The organism is Inhella inkyongensis (genome assembly GCF_005952805.1).
Lineage (GTDB): Bacteria > Pseudomonadota > Gammaproteobacteria > Burkholderiales > Burkholderiaceae_C > Inhella > Inhella inkyongensis.
In genome coordinates, this window is sequence record NZ_CP040709.1 from 3,518,649 (window position 1) to 3,535,079 (window position 16,431).

Here is a 16,431-nt window from a genome sequence, read left to right on the forward strand (position 1 = left end):
CGCGATACAGCAGACCTTCGCTCCCACACCCGCCTTTCCCTCCCATGTCCACCCTGGTCCTGCCCCAGCCGCCGCATCTGTCGCCCCCTGCTGCGCCAACCCGCCAGCAGGCTGCTCAGCCCCGCCGTGGCGCGGCGTCCTGGCCGCATCAAGCCGCACCCGCCCACATGGGCTGGCAAGCGCAAAAGCCTCGCCGCCTGGCCCTGGTGGCCACAGTCGCTTTGCACCTGCTGGGTGCCCTGGCACTGCTGCAGGCCGGCCGCACGGTGGTCCGGGCCGCCAGCGCCCAGCCGTTGGAAGTTCGGCTGCTGCACGACAGCCCATCCCCGGCGCCGCTGCCTGCACCCGCCCCGCTGCCGCGCACGGTGCCAGTGCCCGCCCCCTTGTTGCCGAACATCCCCCTGCCCGAGTTCGAAGCGCCAAGCGCCCGACCCGCCGCCATCCAGGCCCAGGCCCCGCAAATGCAGTCCGCACCCGCGGTAGCCACAGCGCCCACCCCGGTGGCACAGGCCCCCGCAGCGCCGGTCGCCAGCCCCAAGCCGGTCGCCGCTTCGGCACTGCGCTACCGGATTGAACCGGCGGTTGAGGTGCCCCTGCTGTCGCGCCGCGCCGGCGAGGCCGGCCGGGTGGGTCTGCGCGTGGTGTTCGACACCCAAGGCCGCCCGCGCGACATCCAGTTGCAGCGCAGTTCTGGCTTTGCCCGCCTGGATGCACAGGCGCTGACGGCCATGCAGGGTGCCCGCATCGTGCCCATCGTGGAGGACGGCCGCGCCATCGAGGTCGTAGCGATCGCTTGGCTCGAGTACGAACTGGACTGACCCCGCCCTTCCCCCCGCCTTCCCCCCCTCTCCGGCCCGCGCAAGCGCCCCGCTTCGGCAGGGGCGAGGCCGCGCCTCTCCCGTTTGATTCCCTGACCCGCTGACCATGACCCCTTCCAAGCTTTCCACCCTCTTGCCCTTGGGCGCCCTGGCCGCCGGCTTCAGCCTGAGCGCCGTGGCGCAAACCGCCCCCACCCCGCCCACCGCCCCCGAGCGCGAACTGCCGGCCGTCAAGGCCAAGGCGCCCAAAGAGCCCCAAGGCAAGGACGGCGTGCAGGCCACCCACACCGAGATCGGCAAAGGCAAGCAGGAGCTGCGCGACATCCCCCAGTCCATCACCGTGGTGACGGAAAAGCTGATCGACGACCGCAATCTCGACACCTTGAAGGACGTGCTGCGCAACACTGCGGGCATCAGCTTCCTGGCGGCCGAGGGCGGCGAAGAGGACATCCGCCTGCGCGGCTTTGCGCTGCAGACCACCGGCGATGTCTTCATCGACGGCCAGCGCGACCCCGCTTTCTACGAGCGCGACACCTTCTTTGACGACCGCGTGGAGGTGTTGCGCGGCTCGGCCTCGCTGCTGTTCGGGCGCGGCTCCACCGGCGGCGCCGTCAACCAGGTGCGCAAGAAGCCGCGCCTGATCGACCAGCACGAAGTCGAGGTCACGGTAGGCAGCCACAACCTGATTCGCAGCGTGGGCGACTTCAATCTACGCACCGGCGAGAGCAGCGCGCTGCGCCTGGGCACGATGCTGGCCCAGGCCGACAACGACGGCAGCGGCGCCAGCATCGACAAGAGCGGCCTGGCCGCCGCATGGCGCACCGGCATTGGCGAGCGCAATGAGTTCCTGCTCAGCGCCTATCACTTAGACAACAAGAACGGCATGAACTACGGCATGCCCTTCATCCGCCCCACGGCCACGCCGCCGAATGTCTCGCCGGTCGGCGAAACCACCCTGATGCCGGTGGACCCCAAGGCTTACTACGGCATGGCCAGCGATCGCAATGCCGGCAAGGCAACCCAATTCACGGCCAGCCACACGCACCGCTTCGACCGCCAGCACGAAATCACCACCAAGATCACCCGTGGCGAATTCGAGCGCGACCAGCGCTCGGGCACCGTGCGCTTCGGCGCCGCAGCGCTGCAGCCGGGCGGCCGTCCGGTGGGTCTGGATACTTTTGGCCCCAAGACCGTCATCACCCGCGGCACGAATCTCAAGATGCAGGACATGGACACCCTGTACGCGCAGAGCGACTACAGCGGCAAATTCCAGGCCCTGGGCCTGAAGCACCAGGTGCAGGCTGGGCTCGACTTCGCGCAGGAAGACAAGACCGTCTACTCCGACACCCCGGGCCTGAATGCCGCCACCCGCGCCGCTTTCTACAGCGCACTGGGCCTGAGCAAACCCAACACCACCGTGGGCACGCCCGATGACGGCGCCTGGATTGACGAGAGCCGCCGCCAGCGCCTGCCGGTGAACGACTACCGCGCCCGCGCCCTGGGCTTCTATTTGCAGGACCTACTGCAATTCGCCCCCGAATGGAAGCTGCTGCTGGGCCTGCGCCACGACCGTCTGCGCGGCGACTACAACACCCAGGCCTACACCTACAGCGGCACGAGTGGGTCGCCAGGCACCCACGGCTACAACCAGTTCGCCCCTGGCGCCAAGAGCAGCTACCGCATGTCGGTGTCCGAGTGGAGCCAGCGCGCCGGCCTGCTCTTCCAGCCCAACGAGCGCATGAGCTTCCACCTGGGCGGCGCCACTTCCTTCAACACCTCGGGAGATGCCTACTCGCTGTCGCCCCAGAACGCCAACACCCCACCGGAGCAGTCCATCAACGTCGAGGCCGGCGCCAAGATCGACTCGGCCGACGGCAAGTTCAGCAGCCGCTTTGCGCTGTTCCGCAGCACCAAGCTGCACGAGCGCAATCTGGACCCCAGCCTGGATCTGTTCCTGCTCTCGGGTAAGCGCCATGTGGCCGGCGCCGAGATGGACCTGGCCGGTCGCCTGTCACCCCAGTGGGAAGTCTTCGCCTCCTATGTGTGGATGCCCATCGCGCGCATCGACGAAGGCGCCCCCGGTGCTGAGGGCAAGGGCACCCGCCCCTCGCTCACGCCGTGGCACTCGGGCTCGCTCTGGACCACCTACCAGCTCACCCCGCAGTTGCGCGTGGGCGGTGGCTTGAATTGGCGCTCCAGCGTGGCCCCGCTGCGCAACCCCGGTTTCCTGGCGCCCAGCTTTGTGGTGGGCGAGCTGATGGCCGAATACCAGTTCATGCCCAACAAGCTGGTGTTCAAGGGCAATCTGAGCAATGTCACCAACAAGCGCTATGCCGACACCCTCTACCCGGGCCACTACCTGCCGGGCGCCGGCCGCTTGTTCCAATTGACCGGCACGTACAAGTTCTGAGGGTGCTGCCATGCTGATCCGTCTTCCCGAAGTCCTGCGCCCCGACCAGGTGCGGCAAGCCCAAGCCCTGCTGGCCCAAGGGCCTTGGGAGGACGGCCAGCAGACCGCCGGCCGCCAGGCCGCGCAGGTCAAGCAGAACGAGCAACTGCGCTTCGCGTCCCCCGAGGCGCAGGCCCTGCGCGAACTGGTTCTGGGCGCGCTGGAGCGGCATCCGCTCTTCCTGTCGGCCGCCCTGCCCAAGAAGATCGTGCCGCCCCAGTTCAACCGCTACGCCGGTGCCAGCAATCACTACGGCGACCACGTGGACAACGCCATCCGCAGCCTGGGTGGGCAGCGCGTGCGCGGCGACCTGAGCTGCACGGTCTTTCTGGCCGACCCCGAGGACTACGAGGGCGGCGAGCTGGTGGTGCGCCATGCCTTCGGCGAGGAACGCGTCAAGCTCGCGGCTGGCGAGGCCCTGCTCTACCCCGCCAGCAGCGTGCACCGGGTGGAGCCCGTGACACGCGGTGCGCGCCTGGCCGGCTTCTTCTGGGTCGAAAGCCTGGTGCAGGGCGAAGAGCAACGCCGCATCCTGTTTGACCTGGACATGGCCTTGATGCGCCTGCGCGAGCAACACGGCGAGAGCCCCGAGACCGTGGCCCTGATGGGCACGTATCACAACCTGCTGCGGCTTTGGGCCCAAACATAAGGCCAGACCCTAGAATCGCGGCCTTGCCTTCGAGGAGCGCTGCAATCCCACCGTGGACCAGGCTCGAAGGCCAGGGGCGAAGCACCAACCCCTGCGGCAACGGCGCTCACCCGCTGATCAGCCGTGGGTGAGCGTTTGCCCCCACAGCATCGGCGGTCCTTCAGTTCGTACAAGGAGCCCCGCCATGTCCACCCCCGATTACAAGATTGCCGACCTGTCGCTGGCCGACTGGGGCCGCAAGGAAATTTCCATCGCCGAAGGCGAAATGCCGGCGCTGATGGCCATCCGCAAAGAGCTCGCCGCCACCCAGCCGCTCAAGGGCGCACGCGTCACCGGCAGCCTGCACATGACCATCCAGACCGCCGTGCTGGTCGAGACCCTGCAGGCCCTCGGCGCCGAAGTGCGTTGGGCCAGCTGCAACATCTTCTCCACGCAGGACCATGCCGCCGCCGCACTCGTGGCCAAGGGCACGCCGGTGTTCGCCTACAAGGGCGAGACGCTGGAAGACTACTGGGACTACACCCACCGCATCTTTGAGTTCGGCGCCGCAGGCACCGCGGGCGAAGGCCCGAACATGATCCTGGACGACGGCGGCGACGCGACGTTGCTGCTGCATCTGGGCCAGAAGGCCGAGAAAGACCTGGGCGTGCTGGCCAATCCCGGCAGCGAAGAAGAGCGCATCCTCTTTGCCGCCATCAAGGCCAAGCTGGCTGTGGACGCCACCTGGTACACCCGCAAGAGCGCCGAGATCATCGGCGTGACCGAAGAGACGACGACGGGCGTGCACCGTCTGAACGAGATGAGCGCCAAGGGCACCCTGCTGTTCCGCGCCATCAACGTCAACGACTCGGTCACCAAGAGCAAGTTCGACAACCTGTACGGCTGCCGTGAATCCCTGGTGGACGGCATCAAGCGCGCCACCGACGTGATGGTGGCCGGCAAGATCGCCGTGGTGGCCGGCTATGGCGACGTGGGCAAGGGCAGCGCCCAGGCCCTGCGCGCGCTCTCCGCCCAGGTGTGGGTAACCGAGATCGACCCCATCTGCGCGCTGCAGGCGGCGATGGAAGGCTACCGCGTGGTGACCATGGACTGGGCCGCCGACAAGGCCGACATCTTCGTCACCGCCACCGGCAACAAGGATGTCATCACCCGCGCCCATATGGAGCGCATGAAGAACAACGCCATCGTCTGCAACATCGGCCACTTCGACAACGAGATCGACGTCGCCGGCCTGGAAGGCTGCCGCTGGGAAGAGATCAAGCCCCAGGTCGACCACGTGGTCTTCCCCGATGGCAAGCGCATCATCATGCTGGCCAAGGGCCGCCTGGTGAACCTGGGCTGCGGCACCGGCCACCCCAGCTATGTGATGAGCAGCTCGTTTGCGAACCAGACCCTGGCCCAGGTGGAGCTGTATGCGCACAAGGATCGGTACGCGGTTGGCAAGGTCTATGTGCTGCCCAAGCACTTGGACGAGAAGGTGGCGCGCCTGCAGCTCACCACCTTGAACGCCGAGTTGACGACCTTGAGCGATGCCCAGGCCGCCTACATCGGCGTGAGCAAGGCCGGCCCGTACAAGAACGACACGTATCGGTATTGACCCCCCCGAAGCGGCTTCGCCGCCTCCCCCCAGGGGGCGTCACGAGCGGCCCGGCGAAGCCGGTTCCGCCGTGACTGCTTGATGTGTGGAGGACTGCTGAGGCGAGTCGTTTGTTGGCAGCATGATGAAACTCACCGAACGCATCGATGTCCTGCTGGTCCAGCGCGGTCTGGCGCCCAGTCGCTCGGCCGCGCAGCGGCTGATCGCCGCCGGCGCCGTGCGTTGGTTGGGGCCGCAGGGCTGGGCAGCACCGAAGAAGGCCGGCGATGAGCTGCCGCTGAAATGCGAGCTGAAGGTGGAGGACGACGCCGAGACCCGCTGGGTCTCGCGCGGCGGACTCAAGCTCGAAGGCGCGTTCGCCCATTGCGGGCTCCAACCCAGCGGCGTGGCCCTGGATCTGGGTCAAAGCACGGGCGGCTTCAGCGAGGTGCTGCTGGCGCGCGGGGCCGAGCGAGTGGTCGGCGTGGAGGTCGGTCACACACAACTTCACCCGCGCCTGCGGGGTGACGCGCGCATCGCCACGCTCGAAGGCCTGAATGCCCGTGAACTGTGCGCCGCAGACCTGGGCGAGCACTTCCCCGCAGAGGGTTTCGACTGGGTGGTCGGCGATCTGAGCTTCATCTCGCTCACGCTCGTGCTGCCGCAACTGACGGCCCTGCTCAAACCCGGTGCCCGCGCGCTGCTCTTGGTGAAGCCGCAGTTCGAGCTGCAGCCGGCCGACATCGGCAAGGGCGGTCTGGTGAAAAACGAAGCCAGCTACCCCAAGGTCGAGACCAAACTGCGCGAGGCGGCTACCGCGGCCGGCTTGCACGTTGATGACTACTTCGCCAGCCCGATCGCGGGCGGCGATGGCAACCGCGAGTTCTTCCTGCTCGCGACCCGCACTTAAGGACCCGCTTTCATGCGCACCCCGGTCAGCTTCGAGTTCTTCCCTCCCAACACCCCCGTCGGCCACGACAAGCTGCTGAACCAGGTGGTGCCGGCGCTCGCCGCGCTCAAGCCCGAGTACTTCAGCGTCACCTATGGGGCGGGCGGCGCCACACGCGACAAGACCCTGGCCACGGTCAAGGCCATTGCCGCAGCCGGCCATCAGGCCGCCCCCCACCTCTCCTGCATCGGCGCCACGCGGGACTCGCTGCGCGAGATCCTGGCCGAATACCGCGCCCAGGGCATCCGCCGCGTGGTGGCGCTGCGGGGCGATCTGCCCAGCGGCACGGCCGGCTTGGGCGAGTTCCGTTATGCCGAGGAGCTGGTGCGCTTCATTCGCGAGACGGAAGGCCCGGACTGGCAGATCGAGGTCGCGGCCTATCCCGAAACCCATCCGCAGTGCCGCTATGCGGCCAAGGATGTGCAGCACTTCGCGGCCAAGATGAAGGCCGGTGCGGACGCCGCAATCACGCAATTCTTCTTCAATCCCGAGGCCTACTTCCACTTCGTGGACGAGGCGCGCCGCTTGGGCGTCACGCAAGCCATCGTCCCGGGCATCATGCCTTTCCACAACTACCATCGCATTGCCCAGTTCGCGCAGCGCGATGGCATCGACATCCCGCGCTGGGTGGCGCTGAAGATGGAGGGATTCATGGACGACACGGCATCGATTCGAGCCTTTGGCCTGGACGTGGTGACGCGGCTTTGCGAGCGCCTGATTGAAGGCGGTGCGCCCGGCATTCACTTCTACTCGCTGAACCAAAGCGAGCTGACGCTGGAAATCTGCCGCCGCTTGGGCGCGCACTGACGCCCCCATGCTGAGCAGCCTGCTCCTGATCGCGCTGGGCATCGGGCTTTTCGGCCTGTGCTTGCTGGCCCTCAGCCTGCGCCAGCCCCTGGGCCTGGCGCCCTTGATGCTTGTGATGGGCGCGCTGGAAGGGCTGAAGGCCTATGTGCTGACGGGCACCTTGGTCGAGATTCCGCTGATCGGCGCAGTGCGGGTGGGTTCAGTGGTCAGCTATATGAATGCGCTGACGGTGGTGCAGGTGCTCTATCTGCGCTGCGGCCTGGGCGCAGCACGCCAGCTGGCCTGGACCCTGGTGTGCGTGGCCGCCGCCTTGGCGGGCGTGAACGTGCTGGTGGCGGCCCTGTTGGGGCAGCCCGGCGTGCAGTCACCCTTGGCGGCGCAACAACTGCTGGCCAGTGGGTGGATCGAATTGGTGGGCAACAGCCTCTTGCTCGGCGGCCTGCTGGCCAGCGTGTTGATCGTCAATGCGCTGCAGCCGCTGGGGCGCTGGCTCGGCCTGCTGATCACGCTGCTGCTGGTGGCCAGCGCCGACACCCTGCTCTTTTCCCTGCTGGCCTTCGGCCCCGACGCCCTGACCCGCAGCAACTTGCTGCCCGCCCTGGCCGGCAAGGCCGTGATGGCCCTGGTGTTCGCCACCCTGGCCTATGCCTATCTGCGGGCCGCGCAGACGCGCCGCGAGATGGGCTCCAGCGGCGCCCTGGTGGGCCGGGACCTGTGGGCGGCCCTGTCGTTTCGCGCACCGCTGGCCGAGATGGAACAGCAGTTGCAGACCGACCCGATCAGCGGCGCACTCAACGACCGCTACCTGGACCAGACCTTGCCGGAACTGTTGCACCTGGACCAATTGCGTGGCGTGCCCACCAGCCTCGCGCATCTGCGCCTCGTGAACCTGGCCGACATCCGTCAGACTTTGGGCGAGCGGGCCGCCGAGTTGGCGCTGCGCCACGCCGCCGACACCTTGCGAGCTGCCCTGCGCCACAACGACGTGGTGCTGCGCCGCGGTCCGGCCGACTTCCTGGTGGTGTTGCCGGGCACCCCGCCTCAAGATGCCCTGCAGATCGCGGAGCAAATGCGCGACAGCCTGATCAACAAGCCCCTGGAGCTGGCCGACGGGCAGAAGCGCCCATTGATGGCTCGGGTGGGTCTGGCTGCGGCGCCCGCCGATGGCGATGCCTTGCGCACCTTGCTGCTGGCCGCTGCGCGCCGGCTGGCCCTGAGCAGCCCGACCGAGCCGGTGGTAGGGTGGCTCACACGCTCCTGAGATCCCAACCCGCGCGCCACCAGCGGCCGTAAAGAAGCGCAAAGGGCCCCGAGCAGGCGCAGCAGGAGGGGACACTCGCGGCCATGTCGCGCTTGTTCCTCATCCTCCTGCTGCCGACCTCGCTGTTCGCACAGGTTCAGCCCCCGACCCCGCCCGCCTCGGCGGCCCAGCTCGACAAGGTCGAGGTCAGCGGCCAAGCTACCGACGAGAGCCGACGCCGTGCCAGCACGGCCAGCAAGATCGTCATCAGCCGCGAGGATCTGCTGCGCTTTGGCGACGGCAATCTGGTCGACCTGATGCGCCGCCTGCCCGGCGTCACCCCAGGCGGCCGCCCGGGGCGCGGGGGCGAGATCCGCATGCGCGGCATGGGCGGGGGCTTCACGCAGATCCTGGTGGACGGCGAGCGCATGCCGCCGGGCTTTGCCATCGACCAGATTCCGCCCGAGCAGGTCGAGCGCATCGAGATCCAGCGCGCCCCCACCGCCGAGACCGGCGCCCGTGCCGTGGCCGGCACGATCAACATCATCCTGCGCGAACCCCTGGCGCGGCAGCTGCACGAGGCGCGCCTGAGCGTGGGCGGCGACCATGGCGCACCGCAAGCCAATATCAGTTGGACGCGCAACGACAGCCTGGGCCCCGGTCTCAACTATTCGCTGACCGCCGTGGCCAATCACCAGGAGCGGGGTGACGACATCAACACCCGTCAGATCGGTCCGGGCGGCACCAATGGCCAAATCATCAGCCGCACCCTGGGCAGCAGCCAGGAGCGGCGTGACAGCGTCAACCTCAATGGCCGCCTGTTGTGGCGCCTGGGCGAGGGCGAGCAACTCACGCTCATGCCTTTTCTGGTGCTGGGCCGTGGCCGCAGCAGCAGTGACTTCAACGAGCAGGTGGTGGACCGATACGACACGGTTCACAGCGACGGCCAGGGCGACTCACGCACCCTGCGCCTGGGCGGCAACTACCAAAAACGCCTGGCCGAATTCACCCGACTGGAACTGCGCGGCCACGGCGGTCGCACGCAACAGAGCAGCGACAGCTCGCGCCAGGAGCGGCGGCTGGGCAGCCTGGTGCGCACGCAAGACGATCACAGCGAGACCCGTGACGACAACCTGCATCTGACGACCAAGCTCAGCCACCAAACCGCCGCCGAACACAGCTGGGTCAGTGGCCTCGAGCTGGAGGCCGGCCGACGCGACAACCAGCGCCGCACCTTGGAGAACGGCGCCCCCAAGCCCGGCCTGGCCGACTTCGGCGAAGACCTGCAGGCCAGCACCCGCCGCCTGGCCCTCTACACCCAGGACGAGTGGCAGGCCAGCCCGCAATGGAATCTGCACGCCGGCCTGCGTTGGGAGGGCATTGAGAGCCGCGGCGACGGCGGCCCGCTGGTGGGGGCGGTGCGCAATCGCAGTGAAGTGCTGTCGCCCCTGCTGCACGCGCTGTGGAAGCCGGACCCAAAGAGTCGCGATCAGCTGCGCATGAGCCTGACGCGCAGCTACCGCGGCGCCAACCTGAACGACCTGATCGCGCGGCCCGCCATCAACAACCAATTCCCCAGCGGCCCCAACACCGAGCTCACCCCCGACCGCGCCGGCAACCCGTCGCTGCGCCCCGAGCTGGCCACCGGACTGGAACTGGGCTGGGAGCACTACCTGAGCAAGGGCGGCCTGCTCTCGGCCAATCTGTTCACACGCCAGATTCAGGGCCTGATTCGCTCGGTGATCGCACTCGAAACCGTCAGCTGGGACAGCAGCCCGCGCTTTGTGGCCCGCCCGCGCAACCTCAGCGACGCGCGCACCGCAGGTCTGGAGCTGGAGGCCAAGGCCCGCCTCGATGAGCTGTGGCCTGCACTGCCCAACACGCCGCTGCAATTGCGCGCCAACCTCAGCCTCTTCACCTCGCAGGTGGAGGGTATCGAAGGACCACACAACCGCATCGACGCCCAACCACGCTTCAGCGCCAATCTGGGCGCCGACTACCGCCAAGGCGCGTGGAGCCTGGGGGCCAACTGGAGCTATGTGCCGACGATCTGGATCCAGCAGACCGAGACCCTGCAGGTGCGCAGCAGCCCGCGCTCGGTCATCGACGCCTATCTGCAATGGACGGTGGATCGAACCTTGAGCTGGCGCCTCGGGCTGGCCAATCTGAGCCGACTCGACACCTTCAACGAAACCCTGATCGAGTCCGCCGCCGGCACCCAGCAAAGTGAAAGCCGGCAGCGCAGCTTCACGACCTGGACGCTGCGGGCGGAGATGCGGTTCTAAGCACCCAGCGCCGCAAAGGCCTCGCGACTCAAGTTCTCCGGGGCGCCGCCAGCGCGGCAGACCACATCGTCTTCGATGCGGATGCCGCCAAAGGGCTTCAAGGCCTCCACCCGCGCCCAGTCCACATGGGCGGCCAAGGGGCCGGCCTGCAGCTCGCGCAGCAGCATGGGGATGAAATACAGACCGGGCTCGATGGTCACCACCATGCCCGGCTCCAGATGACGGGTCAGGCGCAGATAGGGGTGACCCGCCGGGCGCTCACGGCGCCCACCCTGGGCGTCGATCTGCAGTCCGGCGATGTCGTGCACCTGAATGCCGAGCAGATGGCCGACACCATGGGGGAAGAAGGCACGCGTGGCGCCCTGTGCCACGGCCGCTTCAGCGCTCAGGCCCTTGAGCAAACCCTGCTCGATCAACAGCGCGGCGATGCGGCGATGCGCGTCCAGATGAATCGCCACGTAGTCGCTGCCGGCGCGCACCTGATCCACCAGGGCCAGTTCCAACGCCTCCATGCCCGTCAACAGGGTTTCAAAGTCTTCACGCGCCCGGCCAGCTGCGGCTTGCGGGTGCAGCCAGGTGCGGGTGATGTCGCTGGCATAGCCGGCGCATTGAGCGCCGGCATCAATCAACAGCGTGCTCGGCTGGGCCGGCGGCTCGCGGTCCTGGAACTGCCAGTGCAGCACCGCCGCGTGCGCGCTTAAGGCCACGATATTGCCGTAGGGCAGCTCGCGTTCCGCCTGGCCGCTGGCGGCCAGATAGGCGCCATGGATGTCGGCCTCGGAGCCACCCGCCTCAAAGGCCGCCCGCGCCGCCAGATGACCGAGTGCGGCGCGCCGACTGGCCGCGCGCATCAGCTGCAGTTCGTACTCCGTCTTGACGCCGCGCGCGAAGTGCAGCGCCGCCAGCAAGGGCTCGGGGTTGTGCGCGCCGGAGAAGCCCGGCGGCAACGCATCGGCCTCGGCGATCCAAGCCGGCCGATGCGCGGCGGCGTCGCGCAGCTGCTGCGCCGCCTGCTCCGGCGTGCGCACCACCACGATCTCAAACGCATCGACCCAATAACCGGCAGGGGCAGCCGGCACCGCATGCCAGTAGTCCTCGGCCTGCAGATAGATCAGCAAGGGCTTGGCGGCGGGCCGCACCAGCACCCAGCTGCCCGGGTGCTGGGTCAGCGGCGCCCAGTGCACAAAGTGCGGGTTGGGCTGAAAGCTGTAGGGCCGGTCGTCCAGAAAGGCGAACTTCTCGACCCCCGCCGCGATGGCCAGGGCGTCATAGCCTTGCGCGGCCATCAGGCCTTCACAACGCTGCTGCAGGGCCTGAATGTGCGCGGCAAACAGCGCGCCGAGATCGGAGTGAATGGGCAGGTGCATGGCCCCATTGTGGCCAGGGCTGTGCGCCCGGAAACGCGAATCAAGCGCCCCAGACCTGCCCTTCATCGGTCAGGATGGCGTCCAAGGGGCGGTCCTCGGGCCCGGCCTGCAAGCCCGGCACCCAGCTCACGCTATAGGCCAGCCCGCAGGTAAAGGGATGCGGCTGGCGCTCGCGAAGGGTGCGGTCGACAAAGCCGCCGCCATAACCCACCCGCAGGCCGCCGGCGCCGTAGCCCAGGCAGGGCACGAGGATGAGTTCGGGCTCAAACTGCTCGGTCTCCTTGGGCTTCAGGATGCCAAAGGCGTCTTCTTCCATCGGGCAGCCGGGGTACCAGACGTGGTAGCTGAGCAAGCCGGTGTCACGGTGCTTGACGGGCAAGCCGATGCGACGTTCCGGGTGGTCCTCGCCCCAGCGGTAGAGCGAGGGCAAGGGGTCGAACTCGCCCTTGATGGGCCAGTAGGCGCCGATGCGCAGCTCGGTGCGCTGCAGCAACCACACCCGCAGCACCTCCTGCAGGCGAATGGCGCGCTCGTGGCGGTCGGGCAGCTCTTGCCGCAGTTCGATCAGCACCTCGCGCAGCGCGCTGCGGCCGTGCGAATTCGGAGACGCACAATCAATGCTCATGCCCCGGATTGTGATCACCATTCGAGATCACCTTTCTTAATGACCCAACCCACCGACCCCTTCGCACAACACTGCCAGGAGCTGCTGCAGCCCCTGGGGCCGACGCGGGCGCGGCGCATGTTTGGCGGCGTGGGGCTGTATGTGGACGAGCTCTTCATCGCCTTGATCGCGTTCGATCGGCTCTATCTGAAGGTCAGCGAGACCCACCGGGCGGCCTTCGAAGCCGCCGGCTGCGAGCGCTTTGTCTACCCGATGAAGGACGGCAGCACGGCCAGCCTGAACTACTACACGGCGCCCGAAGTAGCGATGGAGTCGCCCGCCGAGATGCAGCCCTGGGCGCGCCGGGCGATGGAGGCCGCGCTGCAGGCGCGGGCGGCCAAACCGCCGGCCAAATCCGTGCCCAGGAAGCGCAAAGCATGACCAGGATTCGCCGGGCTGAACCCCAGGACGCCACGGCGCTTCAAGCGCTCTACGCCCGATGCATCGCTCAAGCCGACTGGCTGCCGGAGGCCGCGCGCCAGGCGCCCAACTTCGCGGCCGTTTCCGTGGGCGAGACGGTGCTGGTGGCCGAAGGCCGGGACGGCGCCCTGCTAGGCCTGGTGTCCGTGCAGCCGGACGACCCCTTTGTGCACCACCTCTATGTGGACCCGCAGGCCCAGGGGCTTGGCCTGGGCCGCGCGCTACTGGCGGCCCTGGACCCGTTGTTGCCCAAGCCTTGGCGGCTCAAATGCGTGGCCCGCAACCGCCAAGCCTTGCGCTTCTATGCCCGCGAGGGCTGGCAGGAAGAAGGGCGTGGCGAATCCAGTGATGGGCCCTATCTGCTGCTGCGCAAGAACGGCTAGGGCCCGTTCACACTAATGGAGGCCGGCGCGTTGCCGTCCAGAAAGGGCGCCAACGCGGCGCGAAGAGAAGCTGGGGCTGTGGCCTTGCAGGCCGCGCAGGGCCAGAGGCCCTGCTCTTTGTGAGGCAGCTCGGGCCCTCAGGGCCCAAGCTGTCCACACAAAGCCCCAGCGAGCTTCGCAACAAAGTAGGCGCCCTTTTCTGGTGGCAACCCGGAGGGAAAGGGCCTGGCCTAGTGTGAACGGGCCCTAGACCGAGCCCTCGCGCTCCACCACCAGCACCCGCGCCACACCCTGCGGATGGGCCACATGCTCGCAGCCTTCCCGGGCGTGGAAGATGTCGCCGGGCTGCAGCCAATGCACCTGCTCGACGCCCTGTTCCCGCACCTTCATGCACACCTGACCGTCGAGCACGACGAACACTTCTTCGCCGTCATTGACGTGCCAGATGTAGGGCGAGTCCGTCCAGTGCAGGCGCACCGTCACGCCATCCAGTTCCGCCACCGGCAGCGCCCCCCAGGCGCGCTCCGCCTGGAACTCTGCGCTGCGGATCACCCGCGCGCTTGCGCTCACAGTGATTCCGCCAGCAGAAAGTCGCTGGGCTGCAAGGCCTCGATCAACACACTCTGCCCAGGCTCCAGGCGCAGCGTTTGCCCGCGCTCCAGCACGAAGTCCTGCGCCGGCGCGTCCAGCCGGCCCGCACCCGTCAACCACAGACGCCCGGACTGCACGGCCAGGGTCTGCGCCTGGTGAACCCGGTGGTTCACGACCTGCCGGGTCTGCAGCGCCCAGGATGATTGATTTGCATTGGTGATCATTTGTCGGCCTCCTTGTTTGCCTGGTACGCATTTTTCTCAAGTAGAGATCGACGGTCCAATCAAAAGGGCGCGACCTATTGATAAGCTTTGAGAATGAATGCGAGAACCCGCCCGCTGGCCGTGGGACCGCTGCGCGCCTTCGAGGCGGTGGCCCGGCTGCTCAACTTCCGCGCTGCGGCCGAGGAGCTGCACCTGACCCAGCCTGCCATCAGCCGGCAGATCAAATTGCTGGAGGAGGAGCTGGGCGTCGCCCTCTTCCTGCGCGGCACCCGACACGTGGCGCTCACAGGCGCCGGCCATCAGCTGCTGGCCGCCACCCTGCCCTTGCTCACTCGCCTGGACCGCACGGTGCGCCAGCTGCGCCAGGATGCCGGGCGTCAGGTGATCCACCTCAGCACCTTCGCCTCCTTTGCCAGCCTGTGGCTGCTACCGCGGCTGGAGGCCTTTCAGCGCCAGCACCCGCATCTGGACATTCGCATCTCGGCCAACGACCAGGTTCAAGACCTGGAGGCCGCCGGCTTTGACCTGGCCCTGGGCTACTTTGTGCAGCCGCCGCGCGGCAGCCGTGCCGAGGCCCTGTTCGGCGAGGTCCTGACCCCGGTGCACAGCCCGGCGCGCGAGCTGCGCGCGGCCGAGTTCAATCTGCCGCCCTTGCGTGAACCTGCCGACCTGGCGGGCCACACCCTGGCGGAGGAGGACGACGATCGCCCCGCCAATGTGCATGCCAAATGGCGCGGCTGGCTCAGCGCCCAAGGCCTGCCCGATCTGCAGCCGCGCCGCTGGCTGCTGCTGAACTTCACCCACCAGCAGGTGCAGGCCGCGCTCTCGGGTCAGGCGGTGGCCTTGGCGCGTCTGCCCCTGGTGCTGCCGCAGCTGACCAGCGGTGAGCTGATCGAAAGCTTCGGCCCCAGCCGCCGCCTGAGCACCCCGGCGCAGTACTTCCTGCGCGTCAGCGAAACCTCTCAGGCCCGACCCGAGGTGCAGCACTTCTGCGACTGGCTGCGCAGCGAGGCGGCGCTGACGCGGGCGGCCTTGAAAAACTAGGCCCAGTTCGCTTTAGGTAGTGATCCGCACCGCGGGTCCTTCTAGCCGTCGATGAACTCGGTGTCTCGCATCAGGGTGATGGGGCGCTGTGTGTAGCGAAGTCAAGGAGGAGGCGACATCCGCCAGGATGTCGCCGGGGGACATGAGCGGAGCACAGTGCCCCGGCGCCCTGATGGGCTCCGCGCCTTGGTACAGGGTCTGTTGTTCAGCTGGCGAGCGCAGCGAGGGCGCAGGGCGGGCGGCTCCGTTCATGTCCGCCGCCCCGAGTGCCTGCCGGCACCCAGGGCTCCCCCTTTACTTCACTGCGCCGCCCACCCTGCACCCTCGCTTACAGACACCGAGGCCATCGCCAATCAAAACGGACCGGACCTCGGCGTCACTACTGAACGCGAGCAGAGCCAAGAAACTAAGGTGCGATGAGCTCCCGCTCCGTCACCACCACGGTCAGCGCCTGGTCATGCGGCTCCACCGCAAACTGCACCTCGCCCACGCTCCAGGCCAGTCCCACGGTGGTCACCCCCGGGTGAGCGGCCTGCCAGCGGTCGAAGTAGCCTCCGCCATAGCCCAGGCGGTAGCCCTCGCGGGTGAAGCCCAGGCAGGGCACCAGCACCACATCGGGGTCGGCCGGGGCACCCGCGCTGCTGGGGATGCCCATCTCGTCCTTGAGGGACGGCGCCTGACCGTCCCAGCGCCGGTACTGCATCTGCCGACCCTCGCGGCGCGCAAAAGGAAGCGCCAGCACCAGCCCTTGCAGATGCGGCAGCAGCTCGGCCGGGTCGAACTCTCCCTCCAGCGGCCAGTACAGGCCCAGGCACAGGGGCTCCAACTGATCCAGCAGGGGCCGCAGCTGGCGCGCCAGGGCACTGGCCGCGTGCGGTGCGGACGGGCCGGCCAGGAAGTTCCGTCGGGCCTGTTTGAGCTGCAGGCGCAGCGCCTCGCGGGAAGGGGACATGCTCATTTGGTGT

16 protein-coding genes and 1 riboswitch are annotated in these 16,431 nt (G+C 68.0%); of the genes, 11 read left to right on the forward strand and 5 right to left on the reverse strand.

Annotation, left to right across the window (positions count from 1 at the left end):
* Positions 1–44: 44 nt before the first annotated feature.
* The 8 genes from FF090_RS16575 (at position 45) to FF090_RS16610 (ending at position 10,773) form a co-directional block, all read left to right on the forward strand.
* The gene (locus tag FF090_RS16575) at positions 45–818 is read left to right on the forward strand and encodes an energy transducer TonB (protein ID WP_138857781.1); all 774 of its coding nucleotides are present in this window, start codon (positions 45–47) and stop codon (positions 816–818) included.
* Positions 819–924: 106 nt separating this feature from the next.
* Positions 925–3,228, forward strand: coding sequence for a TonB-dependent receptor (locus FF090_RS16580; RefSeq protein WP_138857782.1), 2,304 nt, complete (start codon positions 925–927; stop codon positions 3,226–3,228).
* A gap of 10 nt (positions 3,229–3,238) precedes the next feature.
* The gene (locus FF090_RS16585; protein WP_138857783.1) at positions 3,239–3,916 is read left to right on the forward strand and encodes a Fe2+-dependent dioxygenase; all 678 of its coding nucleotides are present in this window, start codon (positions 3,239–3,241) and stop codon (positions 3,914–3,916) included.
* A gap of 25 nt (positions 3,917–3,941) precedes the next feature.
* Positions 3,942–4,031, forward strand: a riboswitch (S-adenosyl-L-homocysteine riboswitch).
* Positions 4,032–4,100: 69 nt separating this feature from the next.
* Positions 4,101–5,513 (forward strand): adenosylhomocysteinase, encoded by a 1,413-nt coding sequence (gene ahcY / locus FF090_RS16590; RefSeq protein WP_138857784.1) that lies wholly within the window; start codon positions 4,101–4,103, stop codon positions 5,511–5,513.
* Between the two features lie 121 nt (positions 5,514–5,634).
* On the forward strand, positions 5,635–6,402 hold the full coding sequence (locus FF090_RS16595; protein WP_246071452.1) for a TlyA family RNA methyltransferase: 768 nt from the start codon (positions 5,635–5,637) through the stop codon (positions 6,400–6,402).
* A 12-nt stretch (positions 6,403–6,414) separates the two neighbouring features.
* Positions 6,415–7,248, forward strand: coding sequence for a methylenetetrahydrofolate reductase [NAD(P)H] (metF, locus tag FF090_RS16600; RefSeq protein WP_138857785.1), 834 nt, complete (start codon positions 6,415–6,417; stop codon positions 7,246–7,248).
* A 7-nt stretch (positions 7,249–7,255) separates the two neighbouring features.
* Positions 7,256–8,509, forward strand: a complete 1,254-nt coding sequence (locus FF090_RS16605) for a GGDEF domain-containing protein (protein WP_138857786.1) — start codon at positions 7,256–7,258, stop codon at positions 8,507–8,509.
* Between the two features lie 83 nt (positions 8,510–8,592).
* The gene (locus FF090_RS16610; protein WP_138857787.1) at positions 8,593–10,773 is read left to right on the forward strand and encodes a TonB-dependent receptor plug domain-containing protein; all 2,181 of its coding nucleotides are present in this window, start codon (positions 8,593–8,595) and stop codon (positions 10,771–10,773) included.
* On the opposite strand, the gene pepQ is transcribed toward FF090_RS16610, so the two are convergent.
* Positions 10,770–12,140, reverse strand: coding sequence for a Xaa-Pro dipeptidase (gene pepQ / locus FF090_RS16615; protein ID WP_138857788.1), 1,371 nt, complete (start codon positions 12,138–12,140; stop codon positions 10,770–10,772). The genes FF090_RS16610 and pepQ overlap by 4 nt on opposite strands.
* Before the next feature lie 40 nt (positions 12,141–12,180).
* Positions 12,181–12,765 carry a 5-formyltetrahydrofolate cyclo-ligase gene (locus FF090_RS16620; RefSeq protein ID WP_138857789.1) on the reverse strand — a complete coding sequence of 195 codons (585 nt, stop codon included), beginning with the start codon at positions 12,763–12,765 and terminating at the stop codon, positions 12,181–12,183.
* A 39-nt stretch (positions 12,766–12,804) separates the two neighbouring features.
* On the opposite strand from FF090_RS16620, the gene FF090_RS16625 reads away from it, so the two are divergent.
* Both FF090_RS16625 and FF090_RS16630 read left to right on the forward strand, forming a co-directional pair.
* Positions 12,805–13,185: a TfoX/Sxy family protein gene (locus FF090_RS16625; RefSeq protein WP_138857790.1), complete on the forward strand. Its 381-nt coding sequence runs from the start codon at positions 12,805–12,807 to the stop codon at positions 13,183–13,185.
* Complete coding sequence (locus FF090_RS16630) at positions 13,182–13,607, forward strand: GNAT family N-acetyltransferase (protein WP_138857791.1); 426 nt, start codon at positions 13,182–13,184, stop codon at positions 13,605–13,607. The genes FF090_RS16625 and FF090_RS16630 overlap by 4 nt, the downstream gene beginning before the upstream one ends.
* A gap of 246 nt (positions 13,608–13,853) precedes the next feature.
* Here FF090_RS16630 and FF090_RS16635 read toward each other — a convergent pair whose 3' ends face one another.
* Both FF090_RS16635 and FF090_RS16640 read right to left on the reverse strand, forming a co-directional pair.
* Positions 13,854–14,177 (reverse strand): cupin domain-containing protein, encoded by a 324-nt coding sequence (locus FF090_RS16635; RefSeq protein ID WP_138857792.1) that lies wholly within the window; start codon positions 14,175–14,177, stop codon positions 13,854–13,856.
* Positions 14,174–14,422 carry a DUF2917 domain-containing protein gene (locus tag FF090_RS16640; protein WP_138857793.1) on the reverse strand — a complete coding sequence of 83 codons (249 nt, stop codon included), beginning with the start codon at positions 14,420–14,422 and terminating at the stop codon, positions 14,174–14,176. The genes FF090_RS16635 and FF090_RS16640 overlap by 4 nt, the downstream gene beginning before the upstream one ends.
* Before the next feature lie 93 nt (positions 14,423–14,515).
* Between FF090_RS16640 and FF090_RS16645 the strand changes: the two genes are divergently transcribed.
* The gene (locus FF090_RS16645) at positions 14,516–15,466 is read left to right on the forward strand and encodes a LysR substrate-binding domain-containing protein (RefSeq protein ID WP_138857794.1); all 951 of its coding nucleotides are present in this window, start codon (positions 14,516–14,518) and stop codon (positions 15,464–15,466) included.
* A gap of 406 nt (positions 15,467–15,872) precedes the next feature.
* Here FF090_RS16645 and FF090_RS16650 read toward each other — a convergent pair whose 3' ends face one another.
* On the reverse strand, positions 15,873–16,418 hold the full coding sequence (locus FF090_RS16650; protein WP_175423695.1) for a 5-formyltetrahydrofolate cyclo-ligase: 546 nt from the start codon (positions 16,416–16,418) through the stop codon (positions 15,873–15,875).
* Positions 16,419–16,431: the final 13 nt, after the last annotated feature.